The sequence below is a fragment of the Roseburia sp. AF22-2LB genome, assembly GCF_003461125.1.
GTDB classification, from domain to species: Bacteria; Bacillota; Clostridia; order Lachnospirales; family Lachnospiraceae; genus Roseburia_C; species Roseburia_C amylophila.
The window spans coordinates 444,115-460,499 of record NZ_QTWM01000001.1 but is presented as its reverse complement, the minus strand read 5'-3'; the positions used below and the strand labels follow the sequence as shown (position 1 = coordinate 460,499).

13 protein-coding genes are annotated in these 16,385 nt (G+C 41.3%); 1 reads left to right on the top strand and 12 read right to left on the bottom strand.

The window, feature by feature from the left end:
• Positions 1-15 precede the first annotated feature (15 nt).
• Positions 16-1,842 (bottom strand): glutamine--fructose-6-phosphate transaminase (isomerizing), encoded by a 1,827-nt coding sequence (glmS, locus tag DWX96_RS02005; RefSeq protein ID WP_118056458.1) that lies wholly within the window; start codon positions 1,840-1,842, stop codon positions 16-18.
• Between the two features lie 135 nt (positions 1,843-1,977).
• Positions 1,978-3,297 (bottom strand): ArnT family glycosyltransferase, encoded by a 1,320-nt coding sequence (locus tag DWX96_RS02000; protein WP_158551977.1) that lies wholly within the window; start codon positions 3,295-3,297, stop codon positions 1,978-1,980.
• A 193-nt stretch (positions 3,298-3,490) separates the two neighbouring features.
• Between DWX96_RS02000 and DWX96_RS01995 the strand changes: the two genes are divergently transcribed.
• Complete coding sequence (locus DWX96_RS01995) at positions 3,491-4,465, top strand: glycosyltransferase family 2 protein (RefSeq protein WP_117697452.1); 975 nt, start codon at positions 3,491-3,493, stop codon at positions 4,463-4,465.
• Here the strand turns inward: DWX96_RS01995 and DWX96_RS01990 are convergent.
• The 10 genes from DWX96_RS01990 to DWX96_RS01945 all read right to left on the bottom strand — a co-directional run bounded on the left by DWX96_RS01990 (position 4,446) and on the right by DWX96_RS01945 (position 16,383).
• Positions 4,446-5,897: an MBOAT family O-acyltransferase gene (locus DWX96_RS01990; protein WP_118056459.1), complete on the bottom strand. Its 1,452-nt coding sequence runs from the start codon at positions 5,895-5,897 to the stop codon at positions 4,446-4,448. The two genes, DWX96_RS01995 and DWX96_RS01990, sit on opposite strands and share 20 nt — an antisense overlap.
• A complete protein-coding gene (locus tag DWX96_RS01985; RefSeq protein ID WP_118056460.1) occupies positions 5,894-6,955 on the bottom strand; it encodes an SGNH/GDSL hydrolase family protein in 1,062 nt (353 codons plus the stop codon). The genes DWX96_RS01990 and DWX96_RS01985 overlap by 4 nt, the downstream gene beginning before the upstream one ends.
• A gap of 142 nt (positions 6,956-7,097) precedes the next feature.
• The gene (locus DWX96_RS01980) at positions 7,098-8,246 is read right to left on the bottom strand and encodes an LCP family protein (protein WP_117946448.1); all 1,149 of its coding nucleotides are present in this window, start codon (positions 8,244-8,246) and stop codon (positions 7,098-7,100) included.
• Positions 8,247-8,348: 102 nt separating this feature from the next.
• On the bottom strand, positions 8,349-9,053 hold the full coding sequence (locus tag DWX96_RS01975) for a glycosyltransferase family 2 protein (RefSeq protein ID WP_118056461.1): 705 nt from the start codon (positions 9,051-9,053) through the stop codon (positions 8,349-8,351).
• A complete protein-coding gene (gene cps2T, locus DWX96_RS01970; RefSeq protein ID WP_118056462.1) occupies positions 9,050-10,216 on the bottom strand; it encodes a beta 1-4 rhamnosyltransferase Cps2T in 1,167 nt (388 codons plus the stop codon). Before cps2T ends, DWX96_RS01975 begins: the two co-directional genes overlap by 4 nt.
• A gap of 3 nt (positions 10,217-10,219) precedes the next feature.
• Positions 10,220-11,668: a glycosyltransferase family 2 protein gene (locus DWX96_RS01965; protein WP_118056463.1), complete on the bottom strand. Its 1,449-nt coding sequence runs from the start codon at positions 11,666-11,668 to the stop codon at positions 10,220-10,222.
• A gap of 3 nt (positions 11,669-11,671) precedes the next feature.
• On the bottom strand, positions 11,672-13,078 hold the full coding sequence (locus tag DWX96_RS01960) for a sugar transferase (protein WP_118056464.1): 1,407 nt from the start codon (positions 13,076-13,078) through the stop codon (positions 11,672-11,674).
• 120 nt (positions 13,079-13,198) lie between these two features.
• Complete coding sequence (locus DWX96_RS01955; RefSeq protein ID WP_022244445.1) at positions 13,199-13,396, bottom strand: hypothetical protein; 198 nt, start codon at positions 13,394-13,396, stop codon at positions 13,199-13,201.
• Between the two features lie 81 nt (positions 13,397-13,477).
• Positions 13,478-15,121 (bottom strand): glycosyltransferase family 2 protein, encoded by a 1,644-nt coding sequence (locus tag DWX96_RS01950; protein WP_118056465.1) that lies wholly within the window; start codon positions 15,119-15,121, stop codon positions 13,478-13,480.
• Positions 15,122-15,198: 77 nt separating this feature from the next.
• On the bottom strand, positions 15,199-16,383 hold the full coding sequence (locus DWX96_RS01945; protein ID WP_118056466.1) for a nucleotide sugar dehydrogenase: 1,185 nt from the start codon (positions 16,381-16,383) through the stop codon (positions 15,199-15,201).
• Between the last annotated feature and the right edge of the window lie 2 nt (positions 16,384-16,385).

Genomic DNA, 16,385 nt, shown 5'->3' with positions numbered 1-16,385 from the left:
GTCAAAGCACTGGAATTACTCAACCGTAACAGATTTTGCAAGATTTCTTGGTTTATCCACATCACAGCCCTTTCCAACTGCTACATAGTAGCTGAACAGCTGTAATGGAATAATTGCCAGTGAATTGGCAAAATATGCATTGGTCTGTGGAATATAGATGACATAATCTGCTGTCTTTTCAATCTCTGTATTGCCTTCATTGGTGACTGCCATGACAAATGCGCCTCTGGTCTTCACTTCTACAATATTGCTGATGGTCTTTTTCAGCAGTGCATCCTGTGTTGCCACTGCAACGACCGGTGTACCATCTTCAATCAGAGAAATGGTTCCATGCTTTAACTCACCTGCTGCATATGCCTCAGAATGAATATAGGAAATCTCCTTTAATTTTAAAGAGCCTTCCATGGAAATCGCATAATCAATTCCTCTTCCGATAAAGAAAATATCCTTAGCTGCAATGAAACGGTTGGCAAATTTCTGGATCTTCTCTTTATGGCTCAGTAACATTTCTACCTGATCCGGCAGTTTCTTAAGGTCACGAAGCATTTCTCCTACTTCTGCTTCTGAAACTTTACCACGAACCTGTGCAAATTTAATTGCCAGAAGATATTGTGCCACAAGCTGTGCACTGTATGCCTTTGTAGTTGCAACTGCAATTTCCGGTCCAGCCCAGGTATACATTACTTTATCTGCCTCTCTTGCAATGGAGCTTCCAACTACATTTACAATACCAAGGGTCTTAACGCCACGCTCTTTTGCCATACGGAGTGCCGCCAGGGAATCTGCTGTCTCTCCGGACTGACTGATAATAATGACAAGGGCTCCGTCCTCTAAAATCGGATTCCGGTAGCGGAACTCAGATGCCACATCTACTTCTACCGGAATTCTTGCCATTCCCTCGAAAATATACTTACTGGTAAATCCGGTATGATAAGCAGAACCGCAGGCAACAATGTGAATTCTGCTGATATTTCTGATTTCTTCGTCACTCATTCCAAGCTCATCGATGACAATTCTGCCATCCTTGATACGCGGACTGATGGTATCTCTTATGGTCTTTGGCTGTTCATTCATTTCTTTTAACATGAAATGCTCATAGCCGCCTTTTTCTGCTGCATGAATATCCCACTCGATATGTTTGCATTCTTTTTCGATAGATTCCCCGTCTACATTAAAGAATTCTATTTTTTCCTCGGAGAGGCAGGCAATTTCTTCATTTTCAATAAAATATACATCTCTGGTATATTTTAAAATTGCCGGGACATCGGATGCAATCAGATTCTCCCCCTCACCTCTTCCTACAATCAGAGGACTGTCCTTACGGACTGCATAGATAACATCCGGATTCTCTGCAAAGATAATTCCCAGTGCATAAGAACCTTCCACACGATGCATGACCTTGGTAATGGTCTCCAATGGATTCCCGGTATAGTAATAATCCAGCAGCTGGGCCACAACCTCAGTGTCCGTGTCTGACTGGAACTTATAGCCTTTTTCTAATAACTTTTTCTTTAATTTCATATAGTTTTCAATGATACCATTGTGTACCACAGCAATCGTACCGGCTTCATTGAAATGTGGATGCGCATTGATATCACTCGGTGCACCATGGGTTGCCCAGCGTGTGTGACCGATTCCAACCGTTCCCGGCAAGGTAGCACCCTCATGGGTCAGCTCAGATAATACCTTTAATCTTCCGGTCGCCTTAGCCATGTTAATCTTCTTCCCATCAAAGATTGCCATACCTGCCGAATCATAACCACGGTACTCCAGTTTTGAAAGTCCATCCAACAAAATTGGTGCAGCCTGTTTCTTCCCTATATATCCAACAATTCCGCACATAATTCTTCCTCCTGCTTTTCTTTTACATTCTATTCCAATTGCTGTTGTTTCATCCTATCTTTTATAGAACTGTCTTTATCGTCCTTTTGACATTATATAAGAATAACCGGGGATTATCCAGCCCTTTTTTGAAATCTATATCAGCGCATGAACATAATAAAAACTTGCTGCAGATATCAATATGAAAAACATATAAATTCCACCGTATAACATACGATTTACTTTTTGTGGTATCTTTTCAAGTACCAAAGTCAGTCCTGTCGTGACAAAATAAAGAAACGGAATCAGCATCGGCATCAGATACCGCCCCTGTGGCTGATAGTCACTATAAAAAGAATAATAAATACTCAATCCGCATGGAATTACCATGCATATCAGAAATGTGATATGCAGCAGTCTGTCTGACGAAAATATTTTTCTTTTCCACCCGCCTGCCAGATAGCCAATGATTCCAGCAAGAAAAAGTATTCCAATCCCCAGATAGCCCCTGCCCATCAGATTCCAGTCGCAGGTCCTTAATATTCCAATAAAGCTGATCAGTGATGTTCTCAGCCAGCCGGAAGTAAATAACATCTGGTACCATGACCAGCCCTGATGATATGGCGTCGGCCGTTCTGACGGACGGAATCCCGGCTGTGCATACATTTCCCCATATTTATCCGTTGTTCGAAGTCCAAGGAAATCACCATCATATAATATTGCACTCCGGATAAACCACCAGCCAGCTAAAAGTATTGCTACAATAGCAATTACTGCTGCCATCCTGAACATCCGATGCATGTCAGTTCTTTTTCCTTCACCTTCTATTTGCCTTTCCTTCCAGTAGGAAATAAAGAAAAACGGTATACTCATCAAAAGATAACCGTAGGCATTATAATAAGATAATGCACATAACCCTATTCCAGTTCCTAATAGGATACAGCTTTTCCAGTCCCAGTGTCTGTCCCTGCCCCTAAGCCAGGCATAAATAATCCATGCAATTGTAAATAATGCAAAGGAATCATTATTCAGATAACTTCCAAGATACATTACCTGGGGCAGCAGGGTTCCAGACATTACGAACAAAAATCTGCTTCTATTGGTTTGAAATAAGTACTCTCCTATCTGAAACATCAAATATGCCATTCCGGTTATGGAAAGTACACTGGTGAATCTGACTGCCACATACAGCCAATACGCATTTGTGGTAAATAAAAAAGCTATTTTCAAAAAAACTCCGCTTATCATATATGACAGAATCGGAGTAAATCCATATGATATTCCCCAGATTGGATTTCTTAGCGCCGGGTCCGTTCCATCAGGAAGCTTTCCATGGGACGCTATATAATTACAGATATCATATTTCATTGCTTCATCCGGCCCGCTTCCGGAAGTAGTTGCCATACTCCAAATTGTCAATGCCAGAAATAAACATATTAAATACCCTCTTTTCAGAGTCTGATTTGTCTTTTCCATTCTCATTTCCTTTTCATTATTAATTTCTTCTTCATGATGAATCGTTGGTATTATACTCCTGAAAACTTATCCAGACAACTAAGAGTTCTCTTACTATTTTCTTAAGACTTTCTTTACCCTATTGATTTTACAAAAACATACGTTATCATAATAAAGAATCAAGAAGTAATACTTTATGAAAGGAGCCAATGTTATGAAACTATCCATTGTAATACCAGTGTATTTTAACCATGATAACCTTCTTCCACTTTACAATGATCTGCGGGAAAAGGTTTTATGTAAACTAGATTGTGACTATGAAATTCTCATGGTTGATGATGGTTCCAAAGATAAATCCTATGATGTCATCTGCGAGCTTGCCCGCCTGGATACACATATTATCCCATTAAAATTATCCCGTAATTTTGGTGAACATGCTGCCATTCTTGCAGGACTCTCCCGCTGCAGTGGCGATTGTGCTGTCCGCAAAGCTGCAGACTTACAGGAACCGTCAGAATTAATCTTAAGTATGTTAGAAAAATACAGGGATGGTAATAAAGTAGTACTTGCTACCCGTGCTGACCGTGAAGAACCTCTTACACAGAAAGCTGTTTCTTCCCTTTATGCCTATATTATGAAGGAGGTTGCACTTCCCACCATGCCCAAAGGTGGATTTGACAGTTTTCTGATTGACCGCCAAATCATTGACCTGCTGGTCGCAATGAAGGAAAAAAATACCTCTCTTATGGGACAGGTCCTGTGGAGTGGCTTTCAGACTGCAACTGTTCCTTATATCCGGAAAAAAAGAACCATCGGACATTCCCGATGGACTCTTCACAAAAAAATAAAACTTGCCACGGATTCCCTGATAGGATTCTCCAGCTTTCCGATTACCATGGTCACTGCAGCCGGTGCCGGAGTATTTCTCTTTGCACTCATTCTGTTCTTTATTACAATTTACCGGAAAATGACCGGAATTATAACTGCAGAAGGCTATACCTCATTATTAATCGTACTTTTAATGGGTATGGGAATTATTATGCTTTCCATCGGTATTATTGGTTCCTACATCTGGCGTATTTATGATGCCACCAGAAACCGTCCACCATTCATTATTGATGAACCGATGACACCAAAGACCTCCATGGCAGACACACAAACTGCCTTACCTAAAACTGAAAATAAATAAACGGACTGCCCTTCACATAAGCCAGACCAAGGATAAGGCCTATCTCAACAAAGAAAATCACAAGAGACCAGAAATGATTTAAATCCATAACCGGATAAAAACCATTGACGGTCTTTTCTTTTTTCTTTGCTGCCCTAAGATATGCAGCCACTGTTGCAATGCAAAGAATAATAATTGCTGCAATGGCAAAGCTGTACGGATGTGTAATGCCCGCCCGGAAGCCAAATAACTGTTTTAATACCAGCCATGCCTTCGGCACATTTTCTGCCCGGAAGAATATCCAGCAGATGCAGACAAAAATGTCCGTTCCGAGGATGGATAAGGTATCCACCAGAACATTTTTCTTTCTCTCCTGCCCTTTCTGATACCCAGCCAGTTTCCGGAAGCCCTTATGGATACAAAGAGCCAGTCCATGGAGACCACCCCACAATACAAAGCTCCATTCTGCACCGTGCCAGAGTCCCCCTAAAAGCATCGTTATCATCAGGTTTACATAAGTACGAATACGTCCCTTGCGGTTACCACCCAGCGGAATATAAAGATACTGCATCAGCCAGCTTGAAAGGCTGATATGCCACCGTTTCCAGAACTCACTGACATTATGGGATATATATGGAAGGTTAAAGTTCACCGGTAATTCATAGCCCATACATTTTGCACAGCCGATTGCCATATCCGAATAACCGGAAAAATCCATATAAATCTGAATGGCATAGGCTGCTACTGCCAGTGCAACCGTTCCGGAACCAAATATCTGCGGACTACGATATACTTCATCCACAAATACAGAAATATTGTCCGCCAGTACCACTTTTTTAAACATACCAAATACAAATATCTGTATTCCACTTTCCAGTCCCGCAAGTGTAACCTTCCGGTTCTCCTTAAGCTGTGGCAGAAACTCCGATGCTTTTACAATCGGTCCCGCTACAAGCTGTGGAAAAAAACTTAAGTACAACGCAAACTGCAAAAAGCTTTTTTCTTTTTCTATCTTCCCGGTATAGACATCAATGGTATAGCTCAATGCCTGAAAGGTATAAAAGGAAATTCCTACCGGAAGAATCAGATTCAGCACTCCCGGTGTCAGATGAAACACATCACAAAAGGAAGTCACAAAGAAATCATAATATTTAAAAATTCCAAGGACCGCCAAAGGCGTGCCTACTCCAATCAGAAGAGAAATCCGGCTCTGCCGCAGATGCTTTTCATCTTTTTTTACCGCGGTAAAAAAGGAAATCCATGTAATTCCCATTAAAAGCAGGCAAAGCCGCATATTCCACCAGCCATAAAAAACATAACTGGCTATCAGAAGGATTCCCTGGCATATGATGCGGCACTTTATTTCCGCAAAAGGCAGCACCCTCTGTACAAGAAGTAAAAGAAGAAGCACTACAAGAAAAAACAGTAAAAAGCTTACACTTGCAAAACTCATCTCTGCTCCTCCTCTCCGATTGCATCATAAATGCACTGTGCCAGAAGCTCATGTCCATATGCATTAAGATGCCCATAGCCAACTGTTGTATTATCAAATCCACTGGCTACAATATGCTCTTTCACATAAGCTTCCTCTACGGAATCTGTCATGTCCGCAAAAATAATATTATATTTTCCACATAATTCTGCAAAAGTATCTCTGGTGTCCACACTTGCAGAGCATTCATAACTGCCATCCTCTGTCAATGTCATATCCGGAATATAATAAATCACCGCCTGAACATCTGCTTCTTCCGCTGTCCTGCTGATATAGGCAAGCAGTTCCTCCGTGGCCGCATAGGTGTCATCACCAAATACATCATATCCGGCATTTTCCGTAATTGTTACATCTGCTTCTCCATTGTTCTGGCTCTGCAGATTCTTATACTGCTGATACAATAGCTTGATATAAGGATTCTTTTCTAATACTTCCAGTGCCGGTATTCCGCTTCCCGCTGTCAGCTCCGGCATTTCATGATTTAATGCCTGAGCAGCTTCTACCGGATTCATTGCCAGTGTTCCGGTCTCTAACGCAACATATTCAGCAGGCTGATAAACCTTAAGGGCATTTTCCAAATTACTGATATTACGGTAAATGGTATGGGCTGACATTCCCACGTTGTATACATACCGGTTGCTTCCATCTTCGGCGTATTTCTCATTTAGCAAATAAGATACACAATCATCCTCGTTGACATACAGTCCTTCCGTCTGGGAAGAACCCATCATTAAAATAGCAGTCTTTCTTCCATCCGCCGGATAACTGTTGTTATAACCACTGTCATCTGTAGTTCCCATGGCAAAACCTTCCGTTCCTCTCGCCCAGAACGTATCTGCCTGTCTTACATAGCTGGTCACTCCATTTCCACATGGTTCATGTACCGGAGGGTTGTAATAAAATACGCAAAAAAGCGCCAGAATTGCAAATGCTGTAATTCCAGCTCCAATTACCTTTCCGATAAAGCAGAATATTGTTTTTCCTGTTGTATTCCCTTTTTCCGATGTTCTTCCCGCCATGGAGAACCTCCTGTCATGATATAAGAAACAACTTTTCTGAATTCGTTTTCCGTCTCTTTTTCGTCTCTTCCTTATTTCCTGCGAAAGAAAAGCTGTCCTATTCCAGACAGCTTTTCCTATGAATATTTTTATTTATCTTTCTTTACTGTGTCTGGGTATCCGCCTCTGTGTCCTCTGCCGTAAACGGATTTGTATCTCTTACTGTATCCGAAGCAGTCTTTCCAGACTCATTGATTACGGATTTACTGATATTCTTTACGGTCTGTGTTGTCTCATAATCTTCTACATCAAATAAATACTGATGCAGTAAATTCACATTGGTTTCCAGATCTGTAGGAACTACTACATCGCCAAGCTTTCCTCCCATACGCTCTGTGGTAAGCTGGAATGGCCAGCCCTGTGTATCTGCCAGTTCGTAGTCTTTGATGCCTGCTGCCAGTCCCAATATTTCAGAACTGCTAAGACTTGTGGAAATATCCGGGAATAATTTATCAATCACCTTATTTAATGTAGGAAGACTGGCTGCTTTTGCCTTCTCGACTATTTTACTGATAACGGTTCTCTGACGCTCGGTACGGCCGTAGTCATCACCACCGCTGTAACGGTCACGGCAATAAGCCAATGCCTGGATTCCGTTCACTGTCTGAAGTCCAGGTCCGGAAACTGCTGTTCCATTGGTTCCCATTACCTCATTCATCTCATTGATATATATTTTCATGGTTTCTGCTTCTTTGGAACTAATATCAAGTTCAATTCCACCCAGTGCATCTACCACTTCCATAACTGCATTAAAGTCCACAGCTACATACTCTTTAATATCCAGATCAAGATTCTTATTCAATGCTGCAACTGCACCGGTCGGACCGCCTTTTGCATATGCTGCATTGAGTTTTCTTAAATTGTCATCATCATCTACTGCCAGGAAAGAATCACGATAAACCGATATCAGTCTTACTTCCTTCGTATCATTATTAATACTTGCAATCATGATACAGTCACTGTTTCCGGACTCATATTTGCCGGTACTGCGGTTATCAATACCAAATAATGCAATGTTCGTATAACCATCTAACAATTCCTGGGTTTTGGCATCAATATTAATATTCAGCTTATCTTCATCCAAATCACCGGTATTATTGAGTTTATTTAATTTAATAATTACAAATAATGCTGCCAGAAGAATTAAGATAACCAGTACTTCCACTATAAAAAGAATCAATTTTCTCTTTCTTCTCTGACGTCTGGTCATTTTCTTTCTTTTACGGTTTCTATTATTACTACTTGTACTCATAAGTCATCTCCATTATCTTATTTTCCTGATGTTAAACATTTTCTATTCATTTTTTCAAAACAATTGAAACTAATATATAACAAAACACTTTTTGTGTCAATATTATCCATGATAGCTTAATATCCGTTTTAGAAAAATTAAGCGATTCTTAATCATTACACCCACGCTGTTATGGGAAAAATCGGATACATTCTTTTCATGCCTCCGGTAAAGAATCAATGGTTCCTTTAAAAATACCGTGCGGTGATATTTCAAATCACATTTCACACCAATCCACTGATCATGCATGGTAACATCCTTCGGAATCGGAAGTACTGCATCCAATACCTCTTTCCGAAATGCCATGCAGCAGCCCATATAGGTATTCTTAATCATATTTTTAATCGCACCTCTTCCACTGTGGCGGTAAACAAAAAAGGACGGCATCAGTGTCTCTTTGCATGCAGCATCTGTCACTCTGGCATCATGAACCACAACCATGGCTTTCTTCCTCCGGAATACTTCCATGACTTTCTCTACTTTATCCGGCATCCAGACATCATCCTGGTCTGCAAGGAAAATATAATCGCCCCGGCACGCCCTAAGTCCTGCTTCCACATTGGCAATAACGCCTTCACCCGGTCCTTCCATAACACGGATTCTGGCATCCTGTTCCCGATAGGACTTAAGGATTTCCCTCGTAGTATCCAGTGAACCATCATCCGATACCACCAGTTCATCACCCAGTCCGATATTTTTAAGTATGCTGTCTATCTGTTCTCTGATATAGGTTTCTCCGTTATAGGTTACTACTAAGACCGATATCATTCTCTCTCTTCCTCTCCTGTAAGAAACAGTGTTTCATACTGCTGTACAATTGCTTCCCAGCTATACCATTTCTTCATTCTGTCCTTCGCTTTCCGGCCAAGCTCTTCCCTCTCTGCTTCATCCATAGTATCCGCCTTCTGAATCAGTGTGGCAAGATTTCCGTTTTTCTTATTCCAGTACAGTGCGGCATCTTCCCCCACTTCTTTATTAAAGCCCACATCTAAAAGCAGGTTCAGTTTTGTGGTACTGAGTGCCTCAAGAAGGGATGGATTGGTTCCTCCCACCTCATGTCCATGGAAATATCCATAAGCAAAGCAGCGGATTTCTGCCAGCAATGCAGCATCATACACGGTTCCTGCAAATTTAATCCGCTTGTCATTTAAAAAGCCGGTTTTCTCTTTTAAACTTTCATAAAAAGCATTTTCTTCCACATTTGTGATGATTACAAGATCTTTTGTGGAATCAGATGCCATAAATTCCCGAATCATTGTCTCGTAATTATTTTCCGGGACAAATCTTCCGACGATAAGATAATAATTTTCTTTTCTGATATCAAACTTCTGATACCATGCCAGCAAATCCTCTGTTGGTTCACCTGCTTTATAAGATAGTGTTCCATATGCGATAAATGTGGTCTTCGGCTGATATTTATGATATTCATCCCTGATATACTGTTCAATATTCTTTGAATCACAGACTAATAAATCTGCGTGCTTTACCATTCCCTTTTCCGAATATTTCCAGTATTTACGAATCCATTTATTCCATTTTGCCCGCATAAATTCATGTCCATCCGGGTTTACATAAAGTGTACCAGACAACCGGTGCAGCTGCCTTTTAAAGTGCCCCACAAATGGTCCGATTCTGCATGCCAGCACATAGACAACGACATCCTCTATCTTTTCTTTTTTAATTTTCTGAATGCAGTAACGAAATGCTGCCAAATCATAATACACGGCTCTCGCGGGTCCGATATCCGGCACCTTCACCCGGAAGCATTTCGCATTATGATAAGTAAATTCTTCATTATGGTCAGACATGCACGCCACATGGTACTGAATGTCTTCACTGACTGCCTGTCCGGTCAGATTCTCTACAAATGTCTCGAACCCGCCGTAAGCCGCCGGAATTCCTTTACTGCCTATAATAAATACATGTTTCATTTTCTATCCCTTATAAACTGCTGTAAGTTTTGCATCCAGCATAATCTGATATCCCGCTTTTTGCAGACGTCCGGCAAAATCTATTGCTCGCTCTAACGGTTCTTTATCCAGAGCAATTCCGCCAGCCTTAAGATATGCTTCTTTCTTTATGATACATTGTTCCAGCGGAACGGCGCTGACATTCTGGGGAAGCACTGCCCGGTTGAAATATCCCTTGAAGCAGACCGGAAGTTTTTCAAAAAGGTATCCCTTCTTTCCATCCGGTAATACGCCAATGCCTGCCGAAACTAACTTCCGGTGCTTTTTAAACCGGACACCTGTCAGTCCCACTTTATTTAAGCAGGCATATTGTGCCAGTTCTTTTCGTTCTCTCTCCCCAAGCAATCTGGTGCGACGGCTGTCATAAATGAAAAGATATTCCCTTGTGCTGTTTTCTACCAGTTCATTTAAAGCATCTTTTTCCTTTATTTCCGCAAGATTAATAAGCTCCGGCTCCGGAACTTCCTGTTCATAAATCACTTCATAAGAATTATGCCCCTGGGCTTCTTTAATCTCTGCCGGGATTTTCCGCCTCTGCACGTAGGCTTCCAATGCCCGCTTTCCCGCATCATAGGCATAATCCTTGGACAGGGAACTACCTGCCGTGGAACCACTGTGTATTCTCCAATGATAAAGAATCTTTCGAATATGATAAATGGCATCCGTCTGCTCCGTCAGGCGGAGCACCAGTTCATAGTCCTGGGCACCATCATAGCAGGGATTGAAATCCCCCACCTTCTCTAACATGGTCTTCTTTACTACCAGAAAATGGCAGATATAATTATAATGCATCAGCAATTCCGGATTATAATCCGTCTTAAAATGTGGCCGGCTGTGTATCCCGGATTCTGCATCAATTTTATCTTCATCGGAATAAATCACCTGTGCATCCGGATGGGCATTTAACATCCGCACCACTTCATAAAGGGCATTGGCAGCCAGCACATCATCATGGTCCAATAATCCGATATATTCACCCATTGCCATCGCAACTGCCTCATTGGTATTCTCTGAAATCCCACCATTTTCCAACAGTCTGCGGTAACGTATTCTTGCATCCTCTTTATAATTTTCTGCAAGAAAACGTTCGATTTTATCAGTAGGGCTTCCATCTGCAAGACACAGTTCCCAGTTTTCATAGGACTGTCCCAGCATGCCCTCTATCAGTTCCCGTAAGAAGCATTCCGGTGTCTCATATAATGGTACTACAACAGAAACCAGCGGCATATGTTCAAACAACGTATTCCGCTGCACCTTCCATTCTTCTTTTGTCACCATATAATTCTGCCAGTTTTTCGTATATTCATGGTCTATGGGCTCATATTTTGTTTCCATTACTTTAATCGCCAGTCCCCGGAGTCCATGCTTGCGTATCATTCCAACTGCATATGCAGCCTTTTTCGTTAATCCCATTGCTTACTTCGATCCTTTTCCTGTTACAACAACCTGAATGGTCTTAAACAAGATTTTAATATCCAATGCCAGTGACCAGTTTGTAATATAGTAGGTATCCAGCTGTACCACTTCTTCAAAATCCGTAATGTCACTTCTTCCACTGACCTGCCACATTCCGGTAAGTCCTGGCTTAATTCCGAGTCTTGCCCGGTGCCTTGCCTCATATCCGGCAAATTCTTCCTCCGTCGGCGGTCTTGTGCCTACCAGACTCATATCCCCTTTTAAAATATTCCAGAACTGTGGCAGTTCATCAATGGAAAACTTCCGCATGAACCTGCCAACCGGAAATACTCTCGGATCATCTTCCATCTTAAACATCAGCCCTGACATCTCATTCTGCCCCATCAGCTCTTTTTTCTGTTCTTCTGCATTTACATTCATGGAACGGAATTTATAAAAGCGAAATTTCCTGCCATTTTTTCCCACACGAATCTGGGAAAAGAAAATCGGTCCTGGTGACTGCTTCTTAATAATCGGTGCAAAAATAATGGTAGCAATACCTGCAATCACCAATCCCACAAAACCGCCTACAATGTCCATCAGACGTTTAAAAAACAACTGACGTGGTGTTGCAATACACATACTGGAAGTTAAAACCATATAATTTCCACACTGCTCGATTACTTTATTCGGCATCAGCTTGGAAGCATGTACCAGATTAAAATGTACCGTAACGCCCATTTCCAGCAGATCATCTGCCAGTGCCTGGCTGCTGGCTATAGTATTGCCATTGATAAATACTTCATCTACCACATTATTTTTTACATATTCAAAGAAATCATCTGCATTTGCTACCACCGGAATGCCCCGGATAATTTCTCCCTTACGCATTGCATCCACTACAACAACTCCGTGCACGGCAAATTCCCGATATGGCAGATTTTCAAATTCCTTAAGACAGCTCTCCACCAGTTCATCTGTCGTTACCACTATCATGGCAGACAGATTTCTGTCATTCATCATCTTTTTCTTAATAAAATTCTTAAGCCCGGAACGGCCGACAAATTCAAAAATCATAGACAGTCCCCAGAACATCAGGAAAATCTGTCTGGAGAAGTCAGACTGTCTGGTCCAGTATCCATATACCATCATTCCGGCAACAATGATTGTTGCATGAACAACAACATGCTTAAATTCCTGCGTATTCTTTCTCCGCAGAATGCTCTTATAGGATTCGCCGAAAAATACCACGCAGATATCAATCAAAATAAGGACTACCGCTAATCGCTGATATTCCTCATTTAAAAACTCATTTTTTCTTCCAAAACGCATAAAATAGGATAAGGCATATGCAAGTTCCAGACAGATAATATCCAGAATCGTAAAGTCAAGATGCTTCATCCAGCTTTTTCGTTCTTTTTTATACATAATCTATTCCCTCTTATGCAATACAAGCCATCCTTTTAGGAATATTATACCAGTCCTACCCTGTCAGGTACAACCGAATTCTTTCTTAATTTTCTGTGAAAAAAGTATGTTCTTCTTCTGTCAAATGCTGTTTCTGTGAATATACAGCCAGCTTTCCGAATAGTCTTTCCGTTCTTTCTCACTCATCTTCCCATATTTCTCATAAGGAATCTTTGCCAGAACCATCTTTTCATTTCCACATTTAAAACATTCCACTTCATTTCTTCTTGAAACCGTCCGTATCCAGCCACATTTCGGACAAATATAAACTTTCATCATGTGTAACTCTACCTCCCTGTTACTTGTTTTTCTCTATACTCAGTTACAAAGTTACCACTTTCTTACAAATTCTGCAATGCCTTAGTGCTTTTGTCCCAGGGAATAATCTGTCCGGTAACGGGTCAGTCCAGGATGATAATAGGGATCTCCCTGCTTTAAAATATCAATCCAGCGGGCTCGCATATATTCAATCTCTTCCTGAAAACGGCGTACTTTCTCCTCTGTATCCTCCTGTCCTCTGGACTTTGATTCATAATGGTACGCTTCTACGGATGGTTCATATATAATAAGATAACCCTTCTTCCGGATTTTAAGACACAAATCCACATCATTAAATGCTACTGATAAAGCTTCGCAGAATCCGTCCACCTCACGGAACACCTTTGCCGGCACCATAAGAAATGCTGCTGTTGCTGCACTTAAATTCTGCCGCAGGCTGGCTCTATACATATACCCACTATCGCTGCGTACCTGTCCTACACACATATTGGCTGCAATTCCTCTGGCATGTCCACCGATGCCTATGACAATTCCGGCATGCTGTATCGTATCATCCGGGTAATAAAGCTTTGCTCCCACTGCTCCGGTATTTTCTTTTCCGCACAGGGTAAGCATCCGTTCCATGTAATCCTTTGTTATAATCTCAATATCATTGTTTAAGAACAAAAGATAGTCACCCTTTGCATAGGATGCTCCATAGTTATTAATGGCTGAATAATTAAAAGTACCCGGTATTTCAGGTTTCCATTCTACCACACGGATATCCGGATACTGCATCTGCAGCTCTTTATAATAATCAAAGATTTCTTCGCTTTTACTGTTATTTTCTATAATGATAATCTCATAATTCCGGTAGCTGCCCTGCCGAATGGATGTGATGCATTTTTCCAAAGAAGCTTTTTCGTCTTTATTCGGTATCAGAATGGATACCAATGGCTGCTTCTTTTTGTGACTGCCTGCTGCCATAGATGCATGCTCTACTCTCGGTGCATGCTCCGCCTTTGTATGATAAAGCACTTTGGGAATATGGATGATACTATCGGACTGCTTTGCCGCCCGGCAGATCAGTTCTTCTATTGCAGGATTTCCGTCATTTTCTTTTAGTGCCTGCAGGAATACCGTTTTTCTGATGCAGCATAAATGTCTGATATAACAGTAGTTTTCCAGATAATCCGGGCTGAAGTCCGGCTTTAAAAGAGGCTCTGCTGTCTCCGTTGTCTTTGATTCATCCGGACATCTGACATCTTCATCCGTATAAACCAAATCCGGCTTTCCGATTTCTTCCCAGTGAATTCCTGACTGCTTTGTCTCTTTTGGAAAAGCAATGGCATGGGCAAGCTCGTATAAAGCATCCGGTTCTATGGTGTCACCCGCCTCAATAAGCGCTGTATATTCCCCGGAAAGTTCTATTTCTTTTCCGGTACAAAGCTTATCGATACAGGTTAGATTCCAGTTGGTATAGCTCTGCTGTTCTAACATAGCCAACGCATCTTCTCTATTTTCTCCCATATAAACACAACTGATAAGCGGTCGATAAGACCACTTATCAGATTCTTTTGTCTGTATCTTAAGTTGTGCTTCTGTTACCTTATGGCCTACTGCATATTCCGCATAGGAAATCTGCTCCGGTTCTCCTTTTTCTTTCAGGCGGATGAAGAATTCCTTTAAACCATAATTTTTTAAATATCGGAAACCTTTTCTGAGGTTATAAAGGCTCAGTTTCATCTTGTCTCCTTTTTTCACTGCTCTAATCTCACTGCGCTAATCTCGTCGTTCTAATCAGGCAGCTTTATTTTCTAAAATTAATCTCTGTCATAAATATCTCTGGTATATACCTTGTCCTGCACGTCCTCTAAGTCTGCACTGTTACGGTTGGATACAATAACATCGGACATCTTCTTGAACTCATCTAAGTCACGGATTACTTTGGAATTATAGAAGCTGTCATCCTTTAAGGTTGGCTCATAAATCACTACTTCAATGCCCTTTGCTTTCAGACGTTTCATAACGCCCTGAATAGAAGACTGGCGGAAGTTATCGGAATTGGTCTTCATGGTCAGACGATAAATACCTACTACAGAAGGATTTCTATCTAAAATCTGCTGTGCAATGAAATCTTTTCTTGTCGTATTGGCTGCAACGATTGCTCCGATAATATCATTTGGAACGTCCGCATAATTTGCCAGTAACTGCTTGGTATCCTTTGGCAGGCAGTATCCGCCATATCCGAAGGATGGATTGTTATAATAATTACCGATTCGTGGGTCTAAGCCTACGCCTTCGATAATCTGTCTGGTATTTAATCCTCTTACCTCTGCATAGGTATCCAGCTCATTAAAATAGGAAACACGCAGTGCAAGATAAGTATTTGCAAATAATTTGATTGCTTCTGCCTCGGTGAGGTGTGCTAATAATACCGGAATATCCTCTTTGATAGCACCCTGTTTTAATAAGCCGGCAAACTCTTCTGCCTTTGCCCTTAAGCTTTCATCCTCTTTCGGATATCCCACTACGATACGGGATGGATAGAGGTTATCATATAATGCTCTTCCTTCTCTTAAGAATTCCGGAGAGAAGATGATATTTTTGCTGCCAAACTGCGCTCTTACTTTTTCGGTATAGCCAACCGGAACTGTAGATTTGATAACCATAATTGCATCCGGTGCATATTCCATAACCAGCTTGATTACGGCTTCTACGGATGATGTATCAAAGTAATTCTTCTTCTCATCATAGTTGGTCGGAGTGGAAATGATAATAAAATCTGCTCCTTCATATGCTGCCTTTGCATCTGTGGTAGCCCGCAGATTCAATGGTTTCTCTGCTAAATATTCTTCAATCTCCTTATCGACGATTGGAGATTTCTTATGATTAATCAGATCGACCTTCTCTTCAACAATGTCGACTGCCCATACCTCATTATTCTGTGCTAATAAAATGGAATTTGACAATCCCACATAACCGGTTCCTGCTACTGCAATTTTCATGT

Bases quoted from the DNA above. Each gene is read 5' to 3' on its own strand.
- DWX96_RS01995 (WP_117697452.1), top strand. From the start codon at position 3,491: ATGAAACTATCCATTGTAATACCAGTGTATTTTAACCATGATAACCTT.
- DWX96_RS01965 (WP_118056463.1), bottom strand. From the start codon at position 11,668: ATGGGATTAACGAAAAAGGCTGCATATGCAGTTGGAATGATACGCAAG.
- DWX96_RS01990 (WP_118056459.1), bottom strand. From the start codon at position 5,897: ATGAGTTTTGCAAGTGTAAGCTTTTTACTGTTTTTTCTTGTAGTGCTT.
- DWX96_RS01950 (WP_118056465.1), bottom strand. From the start codon at position 15,121: ATGAAACTGAGCCTTTATAACCTCAGAAAAGGTTTCCGATATTTAAAA.
- DWX96_RS01985 (WP_118056460.1), bottom strand. From the start codon at position 6,955: ATGGCGGGAAGAACATCGGAAAAAGGGAATACAACAGGAAAAACAATA.
- glmS (WP_118056458.1), bottom strand. From the start codon at position 1,842: ATGTGCGGAATTGTTGGATATATAGGGAAGAAACAGGCTGCACCAATT.
- DWX96_RS01945 (WP_118056466.1), bottom strand. From the start codon at position 16,383: ATGAAAATTGCAGTAGCAGGAACCGGTTATGTGGGATTGTCAAATTCC.
- DWX96_RS01975 (WP_118056461.1), bottom strand. From the start codon at position 9,053: ATGATATCGGTCTTAGTAGTAACCTATAACGGAGAAACCTATATCAGA.
- cps2T (WP_118056462.1), bottom strand. From the start codon at position 10,216: ATGAAACATGTATTTATTATAGGCAGTAAAGGAATTCCGGCGGCTTAC.
- DWX96_RS01960 (WP_118056464.1), bottom strand. From the start codon at position 13,078: ATGTATAAAAAAGAACGAAAAAGCTGGATGAAGCATCTTGACTTTACG.
- DWX96_RS02000 (WP_158551977.1), bottom strand. From the start codon at position 3,297: ATGGAAAAGACAAATCAGACTCTGAAAAGAGGGTATTTAATATGTTTA.
- DWX96_RS01980 (WP_117946448.1), bottom strand. From the start codon at position 8,246: ATGAGTACAAGTAGTAATAATAGAAACCGTAAAAGAAAGAAAATGACC.
- DWX96_RS01955 (WP_022244445.1), bottom strand. From the start codon at position 13,396: ATGATGAAAGTTTATATTTGTCCGAAATGTGGCTGGATACGGACGGTT.